The organism is Streptococcus mitis, assembly GCF_002096925.1.
GTDB lineage: Bacteria > Bacillota > Bacilli > Lactobacillales > Streptococcaceae > Streptococcus > Streptococcus mitis_AF.
In genome coordinates this window covers 1-24,987 of the sequence record NZ_NCVN01000004.1, presented here as the reverse complement: position 1 = coordinate 24,987, position 24,987 = coordinate 1, and the positions used below count along the sequence as shown (strand labels likewise).

Here is a 24,987-nt window from a genome sequence, read left to right as displayed (position 1 = left end):
GAGGCTGAGATGAAATTACTTTATACTGATATTCGGACTTCTTTGACTGAAATTCTAACCAGAGAGGCGGAGGAGCTAGTTGCTGTGGGCAAGCGGGTCTTCTACATCGCCCCCAACTCTCTTTCTTTTGAAAAGGAACGCGCCGTGCTGGAATGCTTGTCCCAGAAGGCTTCTTTTGCGATTACCGTTACGCGCTTTGCTCAAATGGCTCGTTATCTGGTCTTGAATGACCTGCCTGCCAAGACCAGTCTTGATGATATCGGTCTTGGGATGGCCTTTTATAAATGCCTTGCGGAACTTGACCCCAAGGACTTGCGTGTTTATGGTGCGATTAAGCAGGATCCTCAGTTTATCCAGCAGTTGATTGAACTTTACCACGAGATGACCAAAGCTCAGATGAGTTTTTTGGACTTGGAGAGTTTGACGGATGAGGACAAGCGAGCAGACTTACTCTTGATTTTTGAGAAAGTAACGGCCTATCTTAACCAAGGGCAGTTAGCTCAGGGAAGTCAGTTGTCCCATTTGATTGAAGCTATTGAGAATCACAAGGTAAGTAGTGATTTTACTCAAATCGCCTTGGTTATTGATGGATTTACCCGTTTTTCTGCTGAGGAAGAGCGAATTGTGGACTTACTTCATGGCAAGGGTGTTGAGATTGTCATTGGGGCTTATGCGAGTAAGAAGGCCTATACCAGTCCATTCGCTGAAGGCAATCTCTACCAAGCCAGTGTGGAGTTTCTCCATCATCTAGCCTCTAAATACCAAACGCCTGCTCAGGACTCTTCTCAAACTCATGAAAAGATGGATAGTTTTGACAAAGCCTCTCGTTTGCTGGAATCGTCCTATGACTTTTCAGAATTCACATTGGATGTCGATGAGAAGGACCGTGAAAACTTACAAATCTGGTCTTGCTTGATGCAAAAGGAAGAGTTAGAGTTGGTAGCACGTAGCATTCGTCAAAAATTACATGAGAACTCAGACCTTAGTTACAAGCATTTTCGTATTCTGTTGGGGGATGTAGCGTCTTATCGATTATCTCTAAAAACAATTTTTGACCAGTATCAGATTCCTTTCTATCTAGGCAAAAGCGAATCTATGGCTCATCATCCCTTAACACAGTTTGTCGAATCTATTTTAGCTTTGAAACGCTATCGTTTCCATCAGGAGGATTTGATTAACCTCCTCAGAACAGGTTTGTATACCGACCTTAGTCAAGCTGATATTGATGCTTTTGAGCAATATATCCGCTATCTTGGTATCAATGGCTTGCCAGCCTTTCAGCAAACCTTTACCAAATCCCACCATGGAAAATTTGATTTAGAACGTTTAAATGCTCTTCGTCTGCGTGTTTTAGCACCTATTGAGACTCTTTTTGCTAGCCGAAAACAAAAGACTGAAAATCTCCTACAAAAATGGAATGTCTTTTTAAAAGAGGGAGCGGTGACCAAGCAGTTGCAAGATTTGACAGCCACTATGGAAACTCTTGAACAGGAAAGACAAGCTGAAGTTTGGAAGGCATTCTGTCATGTTTTAGAACAATTTGCGACTGTTTTTGCTGGTTCACAAGTTAGTCTGGAGGACTTCCTAGCCTTGCTTCATTCTGGGATGAGTCTATCTCAGTACCGTACCATTCCAGCGACAGTGGACACCGTTCTGGTGCAGAGTTACGATTTGATTGCACCACTGACTGCTGACTTTGTCTATGCCATTGGGCTGACTCAAGACAATTTACCAAAAATCGCGCAAAATACTAGCCTTTTGACAGATGAAGAAAGACAAAGCTTAAACCAAGCGACTGAAGAGGAAGCGCAATTGCTGATTGCCAGCAGTGAAAATCTCAAGAAAAATCGCTATACTATGATTTCCTTGGTCAATTCTGCACGTAAGCAGTTGGTTTTGTCAGCTCCAAGCCTTTTTAATGAGAGTGAAAGCAAGGAGTCAACCTATCTTCAGGAGCTAGTCCATTTTGGATTTAGTCGGAAAGAGAAGAGGATGAATCACAAAGGGATGTCTAAGGAAGATATGGGGTCCTATCACAGTCTTTTGTCCAGTCTGGTTACCTATCACCAGCAGGGCGAGATGAGTGAGACTGAGCAAGATTTGACCTTTGTCAAGGTTCTGGCGCGTGTCATGGGTAAAAAACTAGACCAAAAAGGTTTAGAAAATCCAGCACTCCCAACCAGCCTAAGCAGTAAGCAGTTGGCTAAGGATACCTTACAAGCTCTCTATCCTGCTGAACAGGAATTTTACCTGTCTACCTCTGGTTTGACGGAGTTTTACCGGAACCAATACAGTTATTTCCTCCGCTACGTTTTAGGCTTGCAGGAAGAATTACGTCTGCGTCCTGATGCCCGCAGTCACGGGAATTTCTTGCATCGTATTTTTGAACGTGCCTTGCAGTTGCCTGACGAAGCTCCCTTTGACCACCGTCTAGAACAAGCTATTCAAGAAACCAGTCAAGAACGGGAATTTGAGGCTATTTATCAGGAAAGTTTGGAAGCCCAGTTTACCAAGGAAGTTTTGCTTGATGTTGCACGGACAACTGGACATATTCTCCGACACAATCCAGCCATCGAAACCATTAAAGAAGAGGCAAATTTTGGTGGAAAAGAGCAAGCCTTTATTCAATTGGACAATGGTCGCAGTGTCTTTGTACGAGGTAAGGTTGACCGGATTGACCGTTTGAAAGCTGATGGAGCGATAGGAGTAGTAGACTACAAGTCTAGTCTAACTCAGTTCCAATTTCCTCATTTCTTTAATGGCCTCAATTCCCAGTTGCCAACCTATCTAGCTGCCTTAAAAAGAGAAGGGGAGCAGAACTTTTTCGGAGCTATGTACTTGGAAATGGCTGAGCCTGTCCAATCTTTGATGGCCGTTAAAAGTCTGGCAGGTGCAGTAGTAGAAGCTAGCAAGTCAATGAAATACCAAGGGCTTTTTTTAGAAAAAGAAAGCAGTCATTTGGGTGAATTTTACAATAAAAATAAGGCCAATCAGCTGACGGATGAGGAATTTCAGCTCCTACTGGACTACAATGCCCAACTTTACAAGAAAGCAGCTGAGAAAATTTTAGAAGGTCAGTTCGCCATTAACCCTTATACTGAAAATGGCAGAAGTATTGCACCGTATGTTCAGCAACATCAAGCCATTACAGGTTTTGAAGCCAATTACCACTTGGGTCAATCCCGTTTCCTAGAGAAGTTAGACTTGGCTGACGGCAAGCGTCTGATCGGAGAAAAACTCAAGCAAGCTTGGTTTGAAAAAATAAGAGAGGAGTTGAATCGATGAAGCCCATTCCCTTTTTAACTGAGGAGGAAATTCAAAAACTGCAAGAAGCAGAAGCAAATTCGAGCAGGGAACAAAAGAAAACTGCCGAACAAATCGAAGCCATCTACACTTCTGGTCAAAATATCCTCGTCTCAGCGTCGGCTGGTTCTGGGAAGACTTTTGTCATGGCAGAGCGCATTCTAGATCAATTAGCGCGTGGAGTGGAAATCAGTCAACTCTTTATCTCAACATTTACGGTTAAGGCTGCCACAGAACTTAAGGAACGTTTGGAAAAGAAAATCAGCCAACAAATCCAAGAAAGCGATGACGTTGACCTCAAACAACACTTGGGTCGTCAGTTGGCAGATTTACCCAACGCAGCCATTGGAACCATGGACTCCTTCACACAAAAATTCCTTGGTAAACATGGCTATCTGATTGATATTGCGCCTAATTTCCGTATTTTACAAAACCAAAGCGAGCAACTTCTTCTAAAAAACGAAGTCTTTCATGAGGTCTTTGAAGCCCATTACCAAGGCAAACAGAAAGAGACCTTTAGCCATTTGCTGAAAAACTTTGCTGGGCGTGGCAAGGACGAACGGGGTCTGCGCCAGCAAGTCTATAAAATTTATGACTTCCTCCAATCCACCAGCAACCCTCAAAAGTGGCTGAGTGAATCTTTCCTCAAAGGCTTTGAGAAAGCTGATTTTACGAATGAAAAAGGAAAACTAACTGAGCAAATCCAGCAAGCCCTTTGGGATTTGGAAAGCTTTTTCCGTTATCATCTGGATAACGATGCCAAGGAGTTTCCAAAGGCAGCCTATTTAGAAAATGTTCAGTTAGTTCTGGATGAAATTGGCTCCTTAAATCAAGAGTCCAATAGGCAGGCTTATCAAGCAGTGCTTGCGCGTATTGTCGCAATTTCGAAAGAGAAAAACGGCCGAGCTCTGACCAATGCCAGCCGTAAGGCTGATTTGAAGCCACTGGCCGATGCCTACAACGAAGAGAGAAAGACCCAGTTTGCTAAACTAGGACAACTGTCAGACCAGATAACCATTCTCGACTATCAAGAACGTTATCATGGAGATACATGGGAACTAGCTAAAACCTTCCAAGCCTTCATGAGTGATTTTGTAGAGGCCTATCGTCAGCGCAAACGTCAGGAAAATGCCTTTGAATTCGCTGATATTAGCCATTACACCATTGAGATTTTAGAGAATTTCCCACAAGTTCGTGAGGCTTATCAGAAACGCTTCCATGAAGTCATGGTCGATGAGTATCAGGATACCAACCACATTCAAGAACGGATGTTGGAATTGCTGTCTAATGGTCACAATCGTTTTATGGTGGGAGATATCAAGCAGTCTATCTATCGTTTCCGTCAGGCAGACCCACAGATTTTCAATGAAAAATTCCAACGCTATGCGCAAAATCCACACGAAGGCAAGCTGATTTTGCTTAAAGAAAATTTCCGTAGTAGTTCAGAAGTGCTATCAGCAACCAATGATGTCTTTGAACGTCTCATGGACCAAGAGGTCGGCGAAATCAACTATGATAACATGCACCAGCTTGTTTTTGCCAATACCAAACTGACTCCTAATACTGAGAACAAGGCAGAATTTCTTCTCTATGATAAGGATGACACAGGTGAGGAAGAAGAGAACCAAACAGAAACGAAACTAACAGGCGAAATGCGCTTAGTTATCAAGGAAATCCTTAAACTTCATCAGGAACAAGGTGTTGCCTTTAAAGAAATTGCCCTTCTGACCTCCAGCCGCAGTCGTAATGACCAGATTCTCCTCGCCCTGTCTGAGTACGGAATTCCTGTCAAAACTGACGGAGAGCAAAACAATTATCTCCAATCCCTAGAAGTGCAAGTCATGCTGGACACCCTTCGTGTCATTCACAATCCCCTGCAAGACTATGCCTTGGTTGCCCTTATGAAGTCTCCAATGTTTGGTTTTGATGAGGACGAGTTAGCACGTTTGTCCCTTCAGAAAGCAGAGGACAAAGTCCACGAAAATCTCTATGAGAAACTAGTAAATGCTCAAAAACAGGTAAGTAGCCAAAAAGTCTTGATTCACTCAGCTCTAGCTGAGAAACTAAAGCAATTCATGGATATCTTGGCCTCTTGGCGCTTGTACGCCAAAACCCACTCCCTCTATGACTTGATTTGGAAGATTTACAATGACCGTTTTTATTATGATTATGTTGGAGCTTTGCCAAATGGTCCTGCTAGACAGGCCAATCTCTATGCCCTAGCACTGCGTGCTGATCAATTTGAAAAGAGCAATTTCAAGGGTTTGTCGCGTTTTATTCGTATGATTGACCAAGTTTTAGAAGCCCAGCACGATTTGGCAAGCGTTGCAGTTGCACCACCTAAGGACGCAGTAGAGCTCATGACCATCCACAAGAGTAAAGGGCTGGAGTTTCCTTACGTCTTTATTCTCAATATGGATCAAGATTTCAACAAGCAAGACTCTATGTCAGAGGTCATTCTCAGCCGTAAAAATGGGCTTGGTGTCAAATATATTGCCAAAATGGAGACAGGAGCAGTGGAAGATCACTATCCTAAAACCATCAAACTCTCCATTCCTAGCCTAACTTATATACAGAATGAAGAGGAATTACAGCTGGCAAGCTATTCAGAGCAGATGCGTCTGCTGTATGTTGTCATGACGCGGGCTGAGAAAAAGCTTTATCTTATCGGTAAAGGTTCTCGTGAAAAGCTGGAGGGCAAAGAATTTCCTGCAGCTAAAAATGGAAAACTAAACAGCAACACTAGACTGCAAGCCAAGAATTTCCAAGATTGGATTTGGGCTATCAGCAAAGTGTTTGCAAAGGATCATCTCAACTTTAGCTATCGTTTTGTTGGTGAAGATCAACTGACTAAAGAAGCTATCGGAGAGTTGGAAAACAAAAGTCCTCTCCAAGATAGCTCCCAAGTAGACAATCGTCAGTCAGAAACCATTAAAGAAACTCTTGAAATGCTAAAAGAAGTGGAAGTTTATAATACTCTTCACCTCGCAGCCATTGAACTTCCTAGTGTTCAAACCCCAAGTCAAATCAAGAAATTCTACGAACCAGTTATGGATATGGAAGGTGTCGAGATTGCAGGTCAAGGTCAGTCAGTAGAAAAGAAAATCAGCTTTGATTTGCCAGATTTTTCAACCAAAGAAAAGGTAACAGGAGCTGAGATTGGTAGTGCCACCCACGAACTCATGCAGAGAATGGACCTCAGCCAGCAACCAACCCTTGCTAGCCTGACAGAAACTCTTAAACAAGTTCAAACCAGCCCAGCTGTCAGAGACAAGATCAATCTTGCTAAAATTCTTGCATTCTTTGACACAGCACTCGGTCAGGAAATTATCTCTAATACCGACCATCTTTATCGCGAGCAACCTTTCTCCATGCTCAAACGAGACCAAAAGAGTCAGGAAGACTTTGTTGTCCGTGGTATCCTTGATGGCTATCTACTTTACGAAGACAAAATTGTTCTGTTCGACTATAAGACAGACCGCTATGATGAACCAAGTCAACTCATAGACCGTTATCGTGGACAGTTAGCCCTATACGGAGAAGCTTTATCTCGAGCCTATTCGATTGAAAATATTGAAAAATACTTGATTTTACTAGGTAAAGACGAGGTTCAAGTTGTAAAAGTATAATCTAGAAAGGAGACCTCATGACACTTCCAGTTAGAAAATCCCTGCATGATGCCGTATTACAGGCTTCAAAAGCTGATACTTGGGAACAAGCTACCAAGGAATGGAATGAAGTTTCCTTGATTTTTAACGGTATCGGCCGTAGCAATTGTGTCTGTGGAAATGCCATCAAATACGCTTACGAACTCTTTAACGGTGTCACAGGTCAACGCCTCTTTCCGATTGGTAGCGATTGTGTTCGGCATTTTCATCGATTAAGCCTTGACCAGCAACTAGAAGAGGAAGAAAAACTGCTCAGAAAGGTTGAAAATCTGACCAGAAAAGCCCAGAAAAAGGAAAAAATCAAGGTTAACAAAAGTGACTTTGACGAGCGTCTTCTAAAGTGGCTCTGGGAAAAAGGTATTTTTAAACCCAATCGTGGCAATCAATTTGCACCTGAGAGAGACTACCAGCTCTTCCTAGAAGTCTTTCAAGGAGGAAGTTGGACCAAGGCAGAGCCTAAGAAGAAGGTTCGTATGGAGGAAGTTCTTGAAAAATGTATTAAGCCATTTTTACTTGGAAAATCAGATGATAACCTCTACCTTGTCAAGCTAGGCAAGGAGAAAATTGACTACGAACAGGAACTCCGTATCCAGGCAGAGAAAGAGCGCAAGAAGAGAGATAAAATCGCCAAACAATACGCAGACAATCTGGTCCTAGCCATGGGCCCAGCAGAGCGTGCTTATCAGGATTACTTTGGCTTTACAGAGACCCTGACTCAAGAAGAGCGCAAGTGGGAGAAAATACTTTTTGGTAAAAATCGAACAGAACGGGCTATCAAGGCCAAACAATACCAAAAAGAGCTGGAAAAAGACCAACGAATTGCTGGTCAGGATCCAATTGAAAGAAAGCAGAAGCAGACCTGGCTCCTCAATTCTTACTTTCGTGAGCTTCCTGAAGAAAAAGCCCGATTTTCTAGGCTCTTATTAGAATATCAAAAAAGTGGAGAAGTGCCCTTTTCAACTGAATATCTGTCAGACCATCTGCTCGACTTTTTCCATAAAATGAAAGCCTTTGAGTTTGAAATCGCACCAGAACAAGTTCGAAATTTTCTAAAAGAAAGCCTCCAGACAGACATTCTATCCTCAGCACAAGAAAGCTGGATAGAAGGAATTCTCCTCAACTGCATCAAACCATTTTTAGAACGATTATTGATATAACTAACACCTACCGTGGAAATTCCATGGTAGGTGTTAGTTTTAATAGTCAGTATCATTATTATTCTCAACAGATTTATTCGAAAACAAAACACGCTTATTTATATATGCTTTGTTATACTAGATAACTTTTAAAATCTTATAAGAATAACTAGATTATTTTAATGTTTCGTAGTATAATAACATCAGGAAAACAAACTGTATAAACTAATATTTATAGGTTATTCAAAATACTTATATATATGTGTTAAATTATTTATTACAGTAACTAAAATTCTATTATATAAGGAAATATTACATGATTGATATCCACTCTCACATTGTTTTTGGTGTAGATGATGGACCAAGCACAATTGAAGAAAGCCTAGCTCTTCTGAAAGAAGCTTTTTCACAGGGAGTTCGTACAATTGTATCCACTTCACATCGTCGTAAAAATATGTTTGAAACTCCAGAAGATACAATTATGACCAACTTTAAAGAGGTTCAAGCACTTGCTAAGAAAGAACTGCCTGACTTAACTCTTTTATATGGAGCTGAAATATACTTTACCCAAGATGCTCTTGACAAATTGGAAAGCAAGCAGATTCCTACTCTGAACGATACACAATATGCTTTGATTGAATTCAGCCCGACCACCCCCTATTGGGAAATCCGCAATGCAGTAAGTAAAGTTTTAATGTTAGGTATTAGACCTGTCATTGCGCATATTGAGCGCTATGCCGAATTAGAAAATAATGAAAAACGAGTTAAAGAATTGATAAATATGGGATGTTATACTCAAATAAATAGCTCGAGTGTTCTTAAGCCTAAAATATTCAGGGATAAGTATCGCTTACTCAAAAAAAGAGCTCAGTATTTTCTATCCCATAATCTAGTTCACTGTGTGGCTAGCGATATGCATAATCTAAGCTCAAGACCACCATATATGAAGCAAGCATTTGACGCGATTAGTCATCAGTATGGAAAGGAAAGATCGGAAGAGTTATTTGTAGTGAATCCTCAGTCGATTATATTGAACAAAAATATTTAGCAACATTTAATTTAGGTGTATTTCCTGTATTTTAATCACGTAAGCTTGAAAATCTTATTTTTTTATGTTATATTGAACTGTATGATTTAATTCTTGGTAAATATACATATTTTTAGTAGTTCTAACTTTTTTATAAACTTGGAACCATATATATATATATATATGCATTAACGTATGAGTGGCGCACGCATATATATGCGTGCGCCTTAGTTTTTTCTAGGAGAATGATGCTTATGTATAGGAGAATTAAGAGAATTTTAGGTCTTCTAATTTCTATACCCTCATTACTATTAATTATCCCAATTTGTTTAATAGCTTGTATCTTTATTGTAACCGAATCAAGTGGTAATCCTATTTATATACAAGAACGAATTGGTTTAAATGGACGAAGGTTTTCAATTTATAAACTCCGCTCCATGTATCAAGATGCTGAAAAGAACGGTCATAAATGGGCGAGCAAAAATGATACACGCATTACAAAAGTTGGACGTTTTATTCGTAAAACACGAATTGATGAATTACCACAAATTATCAATGTGATTAAAGGTGAGATGTCCATTATTGGGCCACGACCAGAAAGACCAGAGTTTATCAATGAATTTTTGAAAGATATCCCTAATTTTAATGAACGTTTAGCTGTTCGCCCAGGAATTACAGGTTGGGCTCAAGTAAATGGTGGTTATGAATTAACTCCTAAAGATAAATTAGTCTACGATATATTCTATATCAATCACGAAAGTATCAAGTTAGATTTTCTTATACTATTAAAAACAATTAAAGTGATGTTTACTGGGAACGGCTCTAGATAGTTCTAAGAAAGAAAAAATAAATAAAAGGAAACAAACAATAATATGACTATTTTTAATAAAAATATTAATAGAGTTTTTTCTTTGATAAAAAGCAAACTACTATTTTTACTTCTATTTACTATAGTAGGGACGACAGCAGTTGGTCTATATACTGTTTTTATCATTTCTCCTATATACAGTGTCTCCTCTAAGCTCATAATGAAGAACACGTCTGACCAAACAAATGGGCAAAATAATGATGCGCAAACGATTGAAGCTATAAACCTCTTTCAAAGACAAGCTAAGACTTATTTAGAGATAGCAGATCTCCCCCCTGTAAAAGAAAATACTAACAAAGCATTAGGTTTGTCACCTGATGACATCGCCAAAATCAAATCGGTTAAATTAACAAATGACTCAGGTTCTCAGTTGGTCACAATAACAGTTAGAGGACTAGATCGAAATTTAGCAGAACGTTATATTAAAGAGTATGTGTCTCAGTACAAGAAATTTACAGCAGATAGATTAGGGCGCGACAACTTGTCAGTTGTTACAGAAGCACTGGGAAGTGATTCTCCAGTTTATCCCGTTCTATGGAAGAATCTTCTTGTATCTATTCTAGTATTTTCTTTTGTAGGATTTAATGTTATTTTCATCAAATATCTATTGAGTGATTCGATTGATTCTTACGAAGACTTGGAAGAGTTAGTGGGAACACCTGTTCTCGGGATGATTCCGACTATAGAGAGAAAGAGAAGAGGTGAGTGACATGCATATCGAAGTTATTCATAACAGTAAATCCATCGTAGCTGAGTCCTTTAGAACTTTAAGGAGTAATCTTCAGTTCTCAGAATTTGGAAAAAATATTAAAATCATTGTCGTTACAAGTGCCAATCCCAATGAAGGAAAGAGTGAAGTCAGTATCAATCTTGCTGCCTCTTTGGCCCAACAGGGGAAAAGTGTGATTATCATAGACGCGGATATGCGCAAACCAACTCAACATAAATTAACAGAGCTAAATAACACTGAAGGACTCAGCACTTTTTTATTAAAGCAGTCAGGAGTAGATTCCATTAATCATTTGACGATAAATGATGTGAATTTAGATGTACTGACTTCAGGACCTGTTCCGCCTAATCCTTCTGAGATGTTAGCTAGTTCTTCTATGGATGAAACACTTAAAGCATTTGAGGATTTTTATGACTATGTCATTATCGATACACCTCCCTTGCTAGCAGCAACGGATGCTCAAATTTTAGCAAGTATTGCTGACGCCACACTTCTGGTAGTAGATATCAAAAAATCAAAACGTCGACAAATCACTGAAGCAAAACGTAGATTAGATCATGTTGGAGCTAGACTACTTGGTGTGATAATGAATAAAATAGATTCACATAAAGACACCTATTACTACTATTATTAAAATAACTATTTGAAAGGCTAAGGATAAAGAAAAAATGACAATCTATCTTTTAATGTTCGTCTATATCTCTTTCCTGGCCTTTTTCTCATCAAAATATGAGGATAAAGAACAAGAGTTAAGATTTCTTGTTCTTCCGACTTTATTCTTCTTTTTAATCATTGCAGGTTTTCGTACTTCTAGTGTAGGAGGAGATTTAGGAACTTATATCCATATTTTTGAATCAAATGACTTACAACTTCCAGACTTATCACATTTATTTAGTTCTCGATTTGAAATTGGATACTTACTGTTCAATATTTTTCTAAGAAACTTTAGTGATCACTATCCATTTTTATTGTTTGCCTATGCCTTTATAACTTTAGTTGCCTGGTTTTTTGTTCTTTATAAGCATTCTAAAAATGTTTACATGAGTTTACTGATTTACTTCAGCTCGTTAGGACTCTTTTTTTATTCTTTATCAAATATCAGGCAAGGTCTGGCGATTGCTTTAAGTTTTTTAGGATTTCATTACTTAGTAAAAAATAAGAAGGTTTTAGCATCGATATTTATCTTACTAACTCCCTTATTTCATACATCTGGTATCGTCTGCCTCTTGTTTTTCCCCCTTAAAAAAATCGTTTTAAATAAAAGAACATACCAATTTGTGTTCCTTGCATTTCTAATCATCTTACCTTTTATCAAACAAATTGCAACTATCTTTATTTCTTTCTTTCCTCAGTATACTTCCTATCTGGAATCATCATGGTTTTTGGAAAGCAATAAATGGGCACCTGTATTTTTAACAATTTGGTATGGTATAGTTCTGCTTTTGGGAGAACTAGTGATTAGAAAGAAAAAATTATCGACTGAAGAAGAATATATAAGAAGTCTGTTCTTTATCTCCTTTTTACTTACCGCGTCAACTTTGCAAACAAGCCTTTTTGGCAGATTCGCACACTATTTTACCCCCTTTATTTGCCTATATATCCCTATGATTTTATCTAAAATAGGTGACAAAAAAGTTCAATGGATTTTATTTTATTTGATGATATTGGTTTACGCTTCAATCTTTCTAGTCATTGTTTATTTTAAAGCTGACTGGTACCATGTCGTTCCCTACCGTTCAGTTATTGTAGATTGGTTATTTGGAAATTAGGTTTAGGAGTTATAAAATGAAATTTTCAGTTCTAACGACAGTCTATAAAAAAGAGACTCCTACAAATTTAAGGAAAAGTTTACTAAGTTCTTATCAGCAGACCCTTAAACCGACAGAAATCATTTTAGTTTGTGATGGCGAATTGACTGAAGAGTTAGAAATAGAAATCCAAAAGTTGCAGAGAGAGATTCCGATTTTAAAAGTTTTTCATTTACCTGAAAATTTAGGCTCAGGACCAGCCTCTCTCTTTGGAGTCAATCAATGCCAAACAGAATTCATTGCTAGAATGGACAGTGATGATTATTCTCTAGAAACAAGGTTTGAAAAGCAAGCAGCAGCCTTTGAAAAAAATCCCAACCTCATCATGGTTGGTTCCAATATCCTAGAGAAAAATACAGAGTTTACCGCCTTAAAGAAAGTACCAGAAACTACAGCCGAAATTCGTCAATATTCGAAAATGAGAAATCCCTTTAATAATCCATCGAGTATGATGAAAAAAAAATATATCTTGAAGGCTGGTAATTATCGTAAGTTCCGCTATCTAGAGGATTATGACCTCACAATGAGATTGTTACACGATAATCCAACCAAGGATTTTTTGAATATCCAGGATCCCTTGGTTGTCATGCAGACTAACGATTCTAGCTATCTGCGGAGGGGCGGTTTCCTGTATGTAAAGACTGACTTTATGCTCCAATTAGATTTTTATCGCAGAAGAGATATTACTCTAGTAGAATTATTTAGAAATATTTTCCTTCGTAATGCGATTCGAATTCTTCCAAATTCAATTAGGAAATGGGTCTATAAGAAAAATATGAGAGAAAATGTAGAGGTGGTTAGGAAGTTATGAAGAGAGTCATTACATACGGAACATTTGATTTATTGCATTACGGTCATATTAATCTTTTAAAAAGGGCAAAATCCTTGGGAGATTATCTCATTGTCGGGCTTTCTACCAATGAATTTAATAGACTAGAAAAAAATAAAGAATGTTATTTTGATTACGAAGAAAGAAAATCTCTATTAGAGGCTATCAGATATGTGGATCTCGTCATACCAGAAGAAAATTGGGATCAAAAAATCTCAGACATAGAAAAGTATCATGCTGATGTGTTTGTCATTGGAGATGACTGGCAGGGAAAATTTGATTATTTAAGTGATTTTGGAATAGAGGTTGTTTACCTATCACGAACAAAAGAAATTTCAACTTCTAAGATAAAGAATGATTTGAATCAAGGAAACTAGGATGAAATATCAGGTCATACATGTAACAGGTGGTGTAAGGAATACCATGAGTGGGGTACAAAGTTTTATCAAAAATCATATCCCAAATAATGATCAAGAGTTTGAATATATGGTCGGAGAGTCAAATGGAGACGCTCATTTCCCATTTAATCAATACCTAGATGAAAAAGAAATCAAACGCATTGTATTTCCTGCCCTACAGATTTCTAAACTATTTGCCTATGCGAGAGAGTGCCGACAATTTTATGAAAGGAATAAGATTGACATTCTCCATGTTCATAATCCTATAACCGCTTTTATACATAATTACTATGCTCGAAAAAATGGTGTTCCAGTTAGGATTTACCACAATCATAGTAGCCAATTTTCAGATACTTGGTTAAAAAGTATTCGCAATCGATTTTTGGTCTTTCTAGCCTTGAAAAATGCGACCCATCGTATCTCTTGTGGCCAATTAGCTGGACTTAAGATATTTGGAAAGAAATCATTTCAAATCCTTCCAAATGCAATTGACATCGATAAGTATCGCTTTTCTCCAACTTTTCGAGAAGAAATCCGCAAAGAGTTTCATATAGCTGAACATCAAAAAGTAGTAGGGATGATTGGCATTTTAAATCCCTTCAAAAATCAGAGTTTTTTGATTGAAGTTGCCAAAGAATTACCTGACGTTACCTTTTTCTTTGTTGGTGAAGGGCCAGATCGTGCTATTTTAGAAGAAAATAGTAAGGATTTGAAGAATGTTATCTTCTCAGGAAAAAGAGAAGATGTTCATAAATTTTATTCAGCCTTTGATATTTTTGCCTTTCCTTCTTTGTATGAAGGTTTCCCAATCGTGCTTGTAGAGGCTCAGTGTTCTGGAGTCGATATTCTCATGAATGAAACGATTGATCCAACAACTCAGATCGTTAGTGAACTCTGCACAGCCATGCCTCTAGATAAGCCTAAATGGGTAAACTATATCGAAAAGACGCCTATCAATGAGAAACAACGACAGCTAAATGAACACCTAAAGCCGTTTGACATTGAAGAAAATGTTCAAAATTTAAAAGAAATTTATAAGCAAGGTTTAAAAAGAGAATGATCAACTATTTAAAACCCTTACTGTTTAAAGTAAGTGATTTTACTTATAAACTAAATAAAATGATTCCCAAGAAAAGGAACAGAATTGTTCTCTATTCTAACTGGGGTTTCAGAGATAATCTTAGAACCCTCTATCACTATTTAGTGGATAATGGCTATCAGGAAACATACGAAATCGTTTGTGCTTCAAATGATTTTTATCATTTAGAAAAAGAAAAGAATGTGAAGTATGTTTCTATTTATCAAGGTTTCTTTTATTTTTTAACATCTAAATATTTTTTCTATTCTTTTGGCAAGTATCCCATCAAACCTGCTCCAAACCAGATGGTTGTCAACTTGTGGCATGGAATGCCCTTGAAAAAAATTGGGAATCTTGAAGTTGGCATGGAAAAGATTGACTATAATTTCTTTACAAAATTAGTCTCCTCTTCAGATTTATTTACTCCAATCATGAAAGCAGCCTTTAATGCTAAGGACGAGCAGATGCTTCTTGTTGGCAATATTCGAAATGATGAGCTCTTTAAAGAGAAAGAGGAGAAGAAAATCATCTGGATGCCAACCTACCGTAATTCTAAAAACTATCATGATAGCCAAGCAGCATTGATATTTTCTTTAGAAGAAGAGGACTTTCAAAACATTGAAAAACTACTCTCAAACTATGGGTATCAACTTTATATTAAACTTCACCCTCTTGAGGAATCTCAGTTAAAATTTAAAATGAATTATTCGACCATTCATCTATTAACAGAAGAGATTATTAGTGAGCAGTATGAGACTTTATATACCTTTTTGGGAACAACAAGTGCATTAATTACTGATTATTCATCAGTATTTTTAGATTATTATTTATTAAATAGGCCAGTTGCATTTACCATTAATGATTATGAGGAATACAAAGACAAACGTGGATTTGTATTTGATGATGTGAAGAGTTTAATGGTGGGTAGTGTCATTCGTGATTCGCATGACTTAATAGAATTCCTAGAGAGTGTCATGAAATCTGAAGATATTCATATTGAAGAACGAAAAAAAATCAATAACAAGGTTAATGCCATTCAAAAAGATTTTACAAAGACTCTTTTGGATGAAATTGGATTAAAGAAATAAGGTTAGGATAAAGAATGATTAGTGTAATCGTACCGGTTTATAATGTAGAAACTTATCTGGAAGAATGTTTAGACAGCATTCAAAATCAATCCTACACAGATCTTGAAGTCATTTTAGTCAATGATGGTTCAACAGATGGTTCACAAGCTATTTGTGAGCATTATTGCCAAACAGATAAGCGTTTCCGATTAATTAATCAAAGCAACCAAGGACAAAGTGTTGCACGAAATAATGGAGTAACAGCTTCAACAGGCGAGTTTATTGCATTTGTAGATAGTGATGACATTATCCTACCAAATTATTTAGAAACCTTAATGCACTATATGAGTGGTGACGTAGATATTGTAGAAAGTCAGTTCACCGTACATAAAAAGAAATTCTTGGCAGAAAATTCTCAAGATATCAAAATCATTTTTGAGGGAAATTCTGAAGAAGCAGTGAAAGTTGTCCCTAACCATCTACTAAGTGTCAATCCAGTCACAAAGCTTTATAGAAGAGCTATTGTCGAAGCTGTCCCCTACTTAGAAGAGCTCATTTTTGAAGATATTTATAGTGGCATTGGTATGCTTAAATATATCCGAAAGATTGTTAAAATTGATTATGTAGGATATTATTACCGTCAACACGCGACTAGTACCATGCATCGAAAATTTACCGAGAAAAATCTAGATGTATTTACTGTCAGCGATAAATTAATAGACTTGTATTCTGATAGGGGAGAACTTCTTCCTTATATTGGTAAATACCTAGTTCATGTAGCGACCATGCATTATCAAGACTATATTCAAAAAGGAAATCCATATACAGAAGTCTATAATCAGAAATTGGCCGACTATGTAACTATCACCAAGAAAAATCCAGACTTAGCTAGATCGTCACGTTTGATTAAGCTCTATAATGTTTGCCCAAAATATTATAATTCAATTGTATTCCCGCTCTATTACGCAATTTGGAAATTCAAAAATGGCATTAAAGAAGTAAAGCTAGATGAATAAACATAAATGAGAAGGAAATTATTTTATGATTAGCGTTATCGTGCCCGTTTACAATGTGGAAGAATATTTAGAAGAATGTTTAGAAAGTATTCGAAAGCAAACCTATCAAGATATAGAAGTCATTTTAGTCAATGATGGTTCAACAGATGGCTCCCAAGCTATTTGTGAGTATTTTTGCCAAACAGATAAGCGTTTCCGATTGATCAATCAAAAAAATCAAGGTCAAAGTGTAGCCAGAAATCATGGCGTAAAAGAATCCCTTGGTGAATATATCATGTTTGTCGATAGTGATGATGTTATCAATACAAACGTATTAGAAGTACTACTTCCTTACATGAAGATGGATGTAGATATCGTAGAATGTAGAATGACAAGAAATAAAGAAGAGTTCTTTCTTAATAGAACTTCTACAATTGCATTCGAAGGAAATGCTAAAAAAGCAATTCTTAATTGTATTGCGTTTAAAGAAGTGAAGTTTTGTGCTTTTACGAAATTATATAGAAGAGAAATTGTTGAAAAAGTTCCATTTTTAGAAGGTTATATTTATGAAGATGTCTTTACAGGAATAAATTATTTAAAACATATTCGAAAAATAGTAATTGTTGATTATATCGGTTATTACTATCGTGTTCGTCCCAATAGTACTATGACAAAATCCTTTAATGAAAAAGATTTAGATATTTTTAAAGTGGGAAATCAGTTAATAGATTCTTTTAAAGATGATGAAGATATGCTTCCTTATATTGGATATTTTATGTTTTATATAGGTCATGGACACTATTTAAAAGATGGGATAAATAAGAAGAATCCATATGTCGATTTATATGAAGATTTTATTCGAAACGCTGCTTTTATAGCAAAGCAATCCAAGGAAGTTGCCCAGAAATATCGTTTATTGCGACTGTACTTACTTGCTCCAAAATATTATACAACGATTACTCATCCCATTTATACAAGTATACAAAAGATTTGGATATCTACTAAAAAAGTAATGAATCATCTAAATGATAAATTACATATAGGAAAAAATTGATTGCCTGAATATATAGGGTAATACACTAAATTTTAAAGGAGATGTCAGAATAAAAATGATTAGCATTATCGTCCCCGTTTATAATGTGGAAGAATACTTGGAAGAATGTATAGAGAGTATAAGGCAGCAAACTTTCACAGATTTTGAAGTTATTTTAGTCAATGATGGATCTACTGATTACTCAAAAGAAATTTGTGAGGAATATTGTAGGAAAGATTCTCGTTTTCGCTTAATAAATCAGGAAAACCAAGGACAGAGTATTGCAAGAAATAGAGGCGTTGCTGAGTCTACAGGAGAATTCATCGTTTTTATTGATAGTGACGATATAGTAAAGTTTGATTTGTTGACACAATTAAAGAAGTATATGTCTGATGGAATTGATATTGTAGAATGTAATAGAACCGAAGATATTCAATATTTAAATTTAGAAAAAAAAGTAATTGATGTTAAAGAATTGGATTCAAATGAAGCGTTATATGAATGTTTTAATCATGGAGTAAGTTGGAGCCCAGTCGCAAAACTTTATCGTCGTGAAATAGTGGAGAAAGTTCCGTTTTTAGAAAATTTAATTTATGAAGATTTTTATACTGGAATCGTCTCTTTAAAATATATTCATAAAATGAGAAAAACTGACTATATTGGTTATTATTATCGATATCATACTTCTAGTACAATGAATCAGACATATTCAGAAAAGAATCTTGATATTTTTAAAGTTGGCAAAAAATTATTAGAGGAATTTAGAGAAGATAATTGGTTACCTTATGTAGGGAATATGTTATTTTTAGTCGGTATCGGACATTTTAAAAAGTATAACATAAGAGTTGGACATCCATATTATCAGTTATATGTTGATGCAATTGATAACTATTTTGAAATAGCTAAGAAATCATCAGATATTTTCAATTCTAGTAAACTACTAAGATGGTACAGTTATTCACCAAAATATTTTTTTAGTTTATATTATCCTTTGTATTTAAGATATTTAGACATTCGAAAAAAATGGAAAATTTAATAGGAGCCTATTTATGATTAGTGTCATTGTACCTGTTTATAATGTTGAAGAGTATCTAGAAGAATGTTTAAATAGTATTCAACATCAAACTTATACCGATATAGAAGTGATTTTAGTCAATGATGGTTCAACAGATGCTTCAAAAGAAATTTGTGAGAGATATTGTCAACAAGATCCTCGTTTTCACTTAATCAATCAAGCAAATAAAGGATTAAGTGGCGCTCGTAATCGTGGTATGACTGAATCTAAAGGCGAATTTATCACTTTTGTAGACAGTGATGATGTCATTAAAGACGATATGTTGGAGCAATTATTAAAGCATATGACTTCAGAAGAAGTGGACATCGTAGAATGTTGGTATACAAATGATCAAAAAGAAATAGAAATCCCTTCTCCCGAGAATGTCAAAATTATTTTTCAAGGAAATGCCCAAGAAGCTTTAGTCTCTTTATGTAAAGATAATATTGTCCGTTTGAATGCAGTCGCTAAACTTTTTCGAAGACAAGTGATTGTCAATTTCCCATTTTTAGAAGGTCTATTTTATGAAGATGTGTATGGAGGAATGGGAATCTTAAAACATATTCATAAAATAGTGAAAATTGATTATACAGGATATTATTATCGCGTGCGTTCTGGTAGTATTATGAATCGCGAATTTAATTTGAAAAATTTGGATTTGTTTACTATTTGTGATAAAGTGGAACAACTATATGAAGGAAATGCTGACTTACTCCCATATGTACAGCGTCGCTTATTCCATTTAGTTTTGATGCACGTTGTCGACTATCGCATATTTGATGGAAATCCCTATCAAGAAAAATATGTCGAGTATCTGAATCGTTATGCTAAAAATTCAAGTCAATCATTATTAATGCGAGCATATCGATTATTCCCTAAAAAGATTGTCTTTATTTCAAGAGTTGTTGGAGCCATTCAATGGAGATTCGAAAAATATATTGTAAAAAGATTTTGGAGAGGGTTGAAGTAGTATGAATTATTACTTAAAAGAATTTTACGCAGAAGCCAAACATGCAGGATCTAAGGCAAGATTAGATGCTGAAAAAATAATGGTAGAAGCAGGATATCAACCTTTTTCCCTAAATAATGATTCAAATCCCATCACTTTGACAAAAAATGATGTGTTAGTTCTTCAATTTCCGTTATTATGGCATACCTTAAAAAAACAAATTTTTACGAGATTTTTGAAAAATAGAACATTCAAAGCTTATTTGCTGATTCACGATATCGAATCCCTGAGAAATAAAAAAATCAAGTCATTTACAGATTTCAAATATTCCATTATCCATTTTTTACAAAATAAAACAGTCCTTGAAAAAGTCGATGGTATTATCGCCCATAACGAAAAGATGAAAGCAGAACTTGTACGATTAGGAATACCGGAAGAGAAGATTGTTTCCTTAGAGATATTTGACTATTTGATTCCACATTATAAAGAGAAGAAAGCTTATGAAAAAGAAACTATTTTGTTAGCTGGAAATTTCGATATTCGGAAAACAAAATACGCAAGACAATTACCCGAAAAACCAGATTTTTCTATTTATGGCATTAACTTTGAAGAGGAGAATCTTCCTCACAACGTTCATTATCAAGGTGCTTTTTCTCCTGATGAACTCCTTAATCGCTTACATGGCGGCTTTGGGTTAGTCTGGGACGGAGATAGTCCTCATACTTGTAGTGGGATGTATGGAGAGTATTTAAAGATGAATAACCCACATAAAGCTTCTCTATATTTAGCATCTGGTTTTCCGATTATTGTATGGAGCCAATCTGCTTTAGCGGAGTTTGTACGAAAAAACCATTGTGGAATACTTGTTGATTCATTATTTGAAATTGCAGATTGTTTAAACTCGATTGATGAAGAAGATTTTCAAGAGCTGATTAAAAATAGTAAAATAGTAGGAGAGAAACTTCGTAACGGATATTTTCTAAAAACAGCTTTAGAAAAATGTGAAAGGAATTTGTAGAGTTTATGAAACTACAAATCTTACAAAATAAAATGGCTCGCTATTGTCAAATTTTAAAATATTATGGCCTTAAACTAACATGTGTTTACTTTCTTGCACAAAAATCTGACAAGATGTTTTATGATTTTCGAAGAAAGATTCTTTTGGATTTTGTACTGAAATTACGAAAAGAAGCTCAAATAGATGATTCGAGTGATGAAAAAGAAGAAGAAACAACAGAATTTCCGAAAATGATTTGGACAATGTGGCAACAAGGAGAAGCTCAAATGCCTGAGACGGTCCAGGCTTCAATGAAGACCATAAAAAACTTCGCCAAAAGAAATGACTGTGAATTCTATTTGTTGACGGATCAAAATCTGGCGGATTTCATCAATATTCCAAGAAACATCACCGAAAAATACAAGAAAAAAGAATTATCAGCTGCGCATTATTCCGATATTATTCGTTTTAGTCTCTTATACCAATACGGTGGAATATGGATGGATGCAACCTTATTTGTATCTCCATACGCCACGGTAAAAATGTTTGAAGGGGACTTTTTTAGTTTGAATCATCCACCGACATATCCTGAGCAAATGGAGCGAACGATTGGTGATTTTAAATGGTCAGGTTTTTTCCTGGCAGGACAAAAAGGAGGATCTCATTTCAAACATATTCGGGATTTATATCTTTACTATGTTCGTAAATACCCAGTTTTTATTCATTACCTGATGATGGATTATTTTATTTTGTCCGAATATGAATCAAATCATGAATTTAAAGAATTAGTGGATAGATTACCTATTCTAGCACCAGCTGAGCGTGTTTGGTTTTTAAGAGACCATGCCCATGATCTTTTTAATGAAAAAGAATGGGAAGAAGTGTTGAAAACAACACCGATTTTGAAAACGACTTATAAAATCAAGAAAGAAGAAGTTCTTCCAGAGAGTTATCTCGATCAACTTTTACAAGGAAAATTAAAGGAATAGATGAAATACACGAAAAAAAGTAGAACCGAATTTGCCACCTTAAATACAAGTATAGCTCTTGCATTGCAACCTTTTCAAGTCCTTCTTGGCTTTATCAATCGAACTATTTTTATCAATTTACTTGGGGTAACCTATCTAGGATTAAACAATTATTTATCTAGCTTAGTTTCTATCCTGTCTTTGGCAGAATTAGGGGTTGCTGGAGCCATGAGCTATGCCTTATATGGTCCCTTAGTTAGAGAAGAGCATGGAAAAATCAATGCCTTTATGATTCTTTTCAAAAAATTATATAGAATCATTGGCTTTTCTATTTTTATACTGGGCGCTATACTTTCTTTATTTCTTCCTTATATGATAAAGGATTATACGGTAAATAGTGAAGTATATTTGATCTTTTTCCTCTTTGTTTTTAATTCTGCTTCTAGCTATTTTTTCTCCTATAAACGAACCTTGCTTTATGTCGATCAGCGTAATTATATGATGACTTTGATTGACTTTGGATTAAATACGCTTCGTGTATGCTTGCAAATCGGAATTTTATTCTTTACCAAAAATTATATCTTTTATCTATTGATCAGTATCATCATGAATTTTATAGGGAATATCATCATGTCGGGGATTGTAGATAGATTGTATGGTTACTTGTTTAAGAATGAGATAACACCCATTAATCAGGAGGAAAAAGGAAAATTTATCCGAAATATCAAAGGAAATATAGTCGGTAGTATTGGAGAAACGATTGTTTTTCAAACAGATAGTATTCTAATGGCAAGTTTTGTCAGCTTAGCAGCTATAGGTATTTATGGGAATTATACCTATGTTTTAGGATTTCTTTCACTGATTTTAAATACTGTGATTAATTCAGTTGTTTCTTCCGTAGGTAACTTAGTCCATTCGGAATCTACGACAGTAGCAGATATGGTTAAATTCCTAAAAAAATTCCAGTTTATTGCTTTTAGCCTGATTTATTTTGCTAGCTTAGGCTATTTAATGTTCATTCATCCATTTATGACTATCTGGTTAGGTGAGAGTTTTTCATTTAATCGTACAGTTGAGCTTTTGATTGTCCTTCATTTTTTCCTAACTTTTTATAGAAGACCGATTCTAACGTTGATTTCAGTTTATGGCTTAAGTTATGAGCAAAATAAAAAAGTCATTGTCGAAATTTTATTAAACATTTCCCTTTCACTCTACTTTTTAGCGATTTTAGATTTAGGAGTCGCCGGAATATTATTAGGAACAATCGGTTCCACAATACTAACTTGTTCTTGGTATGAACCCTATAGCGCCTTTAAGTATGGATTGAAAGCTTCCTCAAAGGACTTTTTTAAAACATTGTTACAAGATTTCACTGTCGCAGGGATAAGCTTTCTACTTTTAAGTTTGCTGGATAACTACCTCTTAACTCAGCTAGATTTCATTCTCAGTTTGGCAATCAAAATCTTCCTTTATTTGACAGTATTGGGTGTCTACGTTTTCCTATTTAGAAATCATGAAGGCGGTAAACAAATCATACTGATGATTCAAAAAGTATTAAAGTTAAAAAAATAAGGAGAAATCAATGAAAAGAATATTGGTTTGTGGGCTGGTTCCAGATGTTGGTGGCTTGGAAAAAATTGTTCTAGATTTTTATAACCATATTGATACCTCTGAATTTGAACTAGAATTTTTACTACAAGGTCCTGAAGATGTTGAATTTAGTGATCATTTTAAAAAGCTTTGTCGCAATCCTCTAGTCGTTCATAGAATCCCCAAGTTAAGACCTCATATCCAGCAAGCATTAAAAGAATGGGATGATTTTTTTAAGAAAAATGCCCATCGATATGATATTTTATGGTCTAACCAAAATGGTCTGACTCATCTAGAATTTTTAAAATTAGCAAAAAAATATGGGATAGAAAAAAGAATAGTACATGGACATTGTGCGACAGCTGATAAATTTTATCGCTTTGTTCATCCAGTCAATCGATTTTTTGTCGGCAAATATGCGACAGATTTTTGGGCCTGTGGAACAGAAGCATTGAACCATTTTTATCATGGTCAAGAACGAAAAAAGGCATTAGTGATTCATAATGCCATTGAAGTTGAGAAATTTTTATATGATCAAGAAATGCAAGCCCAACTTCGGAAGAAATATCAGATCCCTGAAAATTGTTTGGTCATTGGGCAAGTTTCTCGCTTATATGAAAAACAAAAAAATCAAAGTTTTTGTGTGAAGGTCTTTTCTGAAATCGTCAAAAAAGAACCAAATTCTCGTTTAGTATTTATCGGAAGAGGTGATACTGCATTTTTAGAAAATGTGGCAAAAGAATATGGTGTAGAAGACAAAGTCATTTTTACAGGCTTGACCACTAATGTCGGAAAAATGCTAAATTTATTAGATGTGTTCTTCTTCCCATCTAATTTTGAAGGCTTACCAATTGTACTCATTGAAGCGCAAGCAAATGGATTACCTGTTGTAACAGCAAATCATTTACCAGACGCAAGGATACTAAATAACTATGATAACAGTCTGTCGTTGAATGATTCTCTTGAGGAATGGGCAGATAAGATTTTGTCGGTCAGAGATCATCGAGAGTTTGATACAAAAAAGGTGAAACAGCTGATAGATGAAAATGGCTACGAGATTGAATCAGCAACCAGACAGTTGGAGAAGTTGTTTGTAGAGTGATAAAAAGTTGATGGAGAGGACAAGAATGTCTTCTCTAATTTTATTTCTATCAGATTATCACACGTTAGTTTCATAAATAAAATTATGGCTATTTTAATAGTACTTCTAAAAGCTATTTTATCAGCTGAATAATTAACTTAATTGCAAGGGAATACGATTAAGTTTATATTTAATAATCTCATGGATTAGAGATAGGTATTTGCTGAAAATTAATATATTAAAAAATGAGATTGCATTCAATTTTCCTTAATCATGACCACCCGTCAAACGGGTGGTTTGTCCCAGGGCTATGAGCCCAAATTACCAGCCAGCGCCTAAAGACGCTGGCTTTCACTTTGTTCAAGCCTTATTGCTCTTGACTCGTCACTTGCCTCTCAAAGAGGCTTT

General features: G+C 35.8%; 20 protein-coding genes. All 20 read left to right on the top strand.

The annotated features are described in order from the left end of the window. The first annotated feature begins 9 nt into the window (after window positions 1-9). The 20 genes from rexB to B7692_RS00815 all read left to right on the top strand — a co-directional run bounded on the left by rexB (window position 10) and on the right by B7692_RS00815 (window position 24,600). On the top strand, window positions 10-3,285 hold the full coding sequence (gene rexB, locus B7692_RS00910) for an ATP-dependent nuclease subunit B (RefSeq protein WP_084929670.1): 3,276 nt from the start codon (window positions 10-12) through the stop codon (window positions 3,283-3,285). Next, window positions 3,282-6,932: a helicase-exonuclease AddAB subunit AddA gene (gene addA, locus B7692_RS00905; RefSeq protein WP_084929646.1), complete on the top strand. Its 3,651-nt coding sequence runs from the start codon at window positions 3,282-3,284 to the stop codon at window positions 6,930-6,932. Before rexB ends, addA begins: the two co-directional genes overlap by 4 nt. A 17-nt stretch (window positions 6,933-6,949) precedes the next feature. Then, window positions 6,950-8,128 carry a hypothetical protein gene (locus tag B7692_RS00900; protein ID WP_084929645.1) on the top strand — a complete coding sequence of 393 codons (1,179 nt, stop codon included), beginning with the start codon at window positions 6,950-6,952 and terminating at the stop codon, window positions 8,126-8,128. 295 nt (window positions 8,129-8,423) lie between these two features. Continuing rightward, window positions 8,424-9,155 carry a capsular polysaccharide biosynthesis protein Cps4B gene (gene cps4B / locus B7692_RS00895; RefSeq protein ID WP_084929644.1) on the top strand — a complete coding sequence of 244 codons (732 nt, stop codon included), beginning with the start codon at window positions 8,424-8,426 and terminating at the stop codon, window positions 9,153-9,155. Between the two features lie 233 nt (window positions 9,156-9,388). Next, window positions 9,389-9,964 (top strand): sugar transferase, encoded by a 576-nt coding sequence (locus tag B7692_RS00890; RefSeq protein WP_084929643.1) that lies wholly within the window; start codon window positions 9,389-9,391, stop codon window positions 9,962-9,964. Between the two features lie 198 nt (window positions 9,965-10,162). Beyond that, window positions 10,163-10,711: a YveK family protein gene (locus B7692_RS00885; protein WP_239822360.1), complete on the top strand. Its 549-nt coding sequence runs from the start codon at window positions 10,163-10,165 to the stop codon at window positions 10,709-10,711. 1 nt (window position 10,712) lies between these two features. Then, the gene (locus B7692_RS00880) at window positions 10,713-11,366 is read left to right on the top strand and encodes a CpsD/CapB family tyrosine-protein kinase (RefSeq protein WP_084929641.1); all 654 of its coding nucleotides are present in this window, start codon (window positions 10,713-10,715) and stop codon (window positions 11,364-11,366) included. Between the two features lie 34 nt (window positions 11,367-11,400). After that, complete coding sequence (locus B7692_RS00875) at window positions 11,401-12,501, top strand: EpsG family protein (RefSeq protein WP_084929640.1); 1,101 nt, start codon at window positions 11,401-11,403, stop codon at window positions 12,499-12,501. Window positions 12,502-12,517: 16 nt separating this feature from the next. After that, the gene (locus tag B7692_RS00870; RefSeq protein ID WP_084929639.1) at window positions 12,518-13,351 is read left to right on the top strand and encodes a glycosyltransferase; all 834 of its coding nucleotides are present in this window, start codon (window positions 12,518-12,520) and stop codon (window positions 13,349-13,351) included. Beyond that, complete coding sequence (gene tagD, locus B7692_RS00865; protein ID WP_084929638.1) at window positions 13,348-13,746, top strand: glycerol-3-phosphate cytidylyltransferase; 399 nt, start codon at window positions 13,348-13,350, stop codon at window positions 13,744-13,746. Before B7692_RS00870 ends, tagD begins: the two co-directional genes overlap by 4 nt. Before the next feature lies 1 nt (window position 13,747). Next, window positions 13,748-14,827 (top strand): glycosyltransferase, encoded by a 1,080-nt coding sequence (locus B7692_RS00860; protein WP_084929637.1) that lies wholly within the window; start codon window positions 13,748-13,750, stop codon window positions 14,825-14,827. Next, entirely contained in the window at window positions 14,824-15,933 is a 1,110-nt protein-coding gene (locus B7692_RS00855; RefSeq protein WP_084929636.1) for a CDP-glycerol glycerophosphotransferase family protein, read from the top strand. Before B7692_RS00860 ends, B7692_RS00855 begins: the two co-directional genes overlap by 4 nt. A gap of 14 nt (window positions 15,934-15,947) precedes the next feature. Next, the gene (locus B7692_RS00850; RefSeq protein ID WP_084929635.1) at window positions 15,948-16,928 is read left to right on the top strand and encodes a glycosyltransferase family 2 protein; all 981 of its coding nucleotides are present in this window, start codon (window positions 15,948-15,950) and stop codon (window positions 16,926-16,928) included. Between the two features lie 25 nt (window positions 16,929-16,953). Continuing rightward, entirely contained in the window at window positions 16,954-17,961 is a 1,008-nt protein-coding gene (locus tag B7692_RS00845) for a glycosyltransferase family 2 protein (RefSeq protein ID WP_084929634.1), read from the top strand. A 55-nt stretch (window positions 17,962-18,016) separates the two neighbouring features. Further along, window positions 18,017-18,976 (top strand): glycosyltransferase family 2 protein, encoded by a 960-nt coding sequence (locus B7692_RS00840; protein ID WP_084929633.1) that lies wholly within the window; start codon window positions 18,017-18,019, stop codon window positions 18,974-18,976. A 13-nt stretch (window positions 18,977-18,989) separates the two neighbouring features. Further along, window positions 18,990-19,964: a glycosyltransferase family 2 protein gene (locus B7692_RS00835; RefSeq protein ID WP_084929632.1), complete on the top strand. Its 975-nt coding sequence runs from the start codon at window positions 18,990-18,992 to the stop codon at window positions 19,962-19,964. Window position 19,965: 1 nt separating this feature from the next. Further along, the gene (locus B7692_RS00830) at window positions 19,966-20,961 is read left to right on the top strand and encodes a glycosyltransferase (protein WP_084929631.1); all 996 of its coding nucleotides are present in this window, start codon (window positions 19,966-19,968) and stop codon (window positions 20,959-20,961) included. Window positions 20,962-20,966: 5 nt separating this feature from the next. Next, on the top strand, window positions 20,967-21,929 hold the full coding sequence (locus tag B7692_RS00825; RefSeq protein WP_084929630.1) for a capsular polysaccharide synthesis protein: 963 nt from the start codon (window positions 20,967-20,969) through the stop codon (window positions 21,927-21,929). Further along, the gene (locus tag B7692_RS00820) at window positions 21,930-23,480 is read left to right on the top strand and encodes a lipopolysaccharide biosynthesis protein (protein WP_084929629.1); all 1,551 of its coding nucleotides are present in this window, start codon (window positions 21,930-21,932) and stop codon (window positions 23,478-23,480) included. 10 nt (window positions 23,481-23,490) lie between these two features. Beyond that, window positions 23,491-24,600, top strand: a complete 1,110-nt coding sequence (locus tag B7692_RS00815) for a glycosyltransferase (RefSeq protein ID WP_084929628.1) — start codon at window positions 23,491-23,493, stop codon at window positions 24,598-24,600. Window positions 24,601-24,987: the final 387 nt, after the last annotated feature.

What these genes read in the sequence shown, in the direction of transcription:
- rexB (WP_084929670.1), top strand. Translation starts at nt 10, where the DNA reads ATGAAATTACTTTATACTGATATTCGGACTTCTTTGACTGAAATTCTA.
- cps4B (WP_084929644.1), top strand. Translation starts at nt 8,424, where the DNA reads ATGATTGATATCCACTCTCACATTGTTTTTGGTGTAGATGATGGACCA.
- B7692_RS00825 (WP_084929630.1), top strand. Translation starts at nt 20,967, where the DNA reads ATGAAACTACAAATCTTACAAAATAAAATGGCTCGCTATTGTCAAATT.
- B7692_RS00875 (WP_084929640.1), top strand. Translation starts at nt 11,401, where the DNA reads ATGACAATCTATCTTTTAATGTTCGTCTATATCTCTTTCCTGGCCTTT.
- B7692_RS00885 (WP_239822360.1), top strand. Translation starts at nt 10,163, where the DNA reads ATGAAGAACACGTCTGACCAAACAAATGGGCAAAATAATGATGCGCAA.
- B7692_RS00830 (WP_084929631.1), top strand. Translation starts at nt 19,966, where the DNA reads ATGAATTATTACTTAAAAGAATTTTACGCAGAAGCCAAACATGCAGGA.
- B7692_RS00845 (WP_084929634.1), top strand. Translation starts at nt 16,954, where the DNA reads ATGATTAGCGTTATCGTGCCCGTTTACAATGTGGAAGAATATTTAGAA.
- addA (WP_084929646.1), top strand. Translation starts at nt 3,282, where the DNA reads ATGAAGCCCATTCCCTTTTTAACTGAGGAGGAAATTCAAAAACTGCAA.
- B7692_RS00860 (WP_084929637.1), top strand. Translation starts at nt 13,748, where the DNA reads ATGAAATATCAGGTCATACATGTAACAGGTGGTGTAAGGAATACCATG.
- B7692_RS00890 (WP_084929643.1), top strand. Translation starts at nt 9,389, where the DNA reads ATGTATAGGAGAATTAAGAGAATTTTAGGTCTTCTAATTTCTATACCC.
- B7692_RS00850 (WP_084929635.1), top strand. Translation starts at nt 15,948, where the DNA reads ATGATTAGTGTAATCGTACCGGTTTATAATGTAGAAACTTATCTGGAA.
- B7692_RS00820 (WP_084929629.1), top strand. Translation starts at nt 21,930, where the DNA reads ATGAAATACACGAAAAAAAGTAGAACCGAATTTGCCACCTTAAATACA.
- B7692_RS00840 (WP_084929633.1), top strand. Translation starts at nt 18,017, where the DNA reads ATGATTAGCATTATCGTCCCCGTTTATAATGTGGAAGAATACTTGGAA.
- B7692_RS00815 (WP_084929628.1), top strand. Translation starts at nt 23,491, where the DNA reads ATGAAAAGAATATTGGTTTGTGGGCTGGTTCCAGATGTTGGTGGCTTG.
- tagD (WP_084929638.1), top strand. Translation starts at nt 13,348, where the DNA reads ATGAAGAGAGTCATTACATACGGAACATTTGATTTATTGCATTACGGT.
- B7692_RS00900 (WP_084929645.1), top strand. Translation starts at nt 6,950, where the DNA reads ATGACACTTCCAGTTAGAAAATCCCTGCATGATGCCGTATTACAGGCT.
- B7692_RS00870 (WP_084929639.1), top strand. Translation starts at nt 12,518, where the DNA reads ATGAAATTTTCAGTTCTAACGACAGTCTATAAAAAAGAGACTCCTACA.
- B7692_RS00835 (WP_084929632.1), top strand. Translation starts at nt 18,990, where the DNA reads ATGATTAGTGTCATTGTACCTGTTTATAATGTTGAAGAGTATCTAGAA.
- B7692_RS00855 (WP_084929636.1), top strand. Translation starts at nt 14,824, where the DNA reads ATGATCAACTATTTAAAACCCTTACTGTTTAAAGTAAGTGATTTTACT.
- B7692_RS00880 (WP_084929641.1), top strand. Translation starts at nt 10,713, where the DNA reads ATGCATATCGAAGTTATTCATAACAGTAAATCCATCGTAGCTGAGTCC.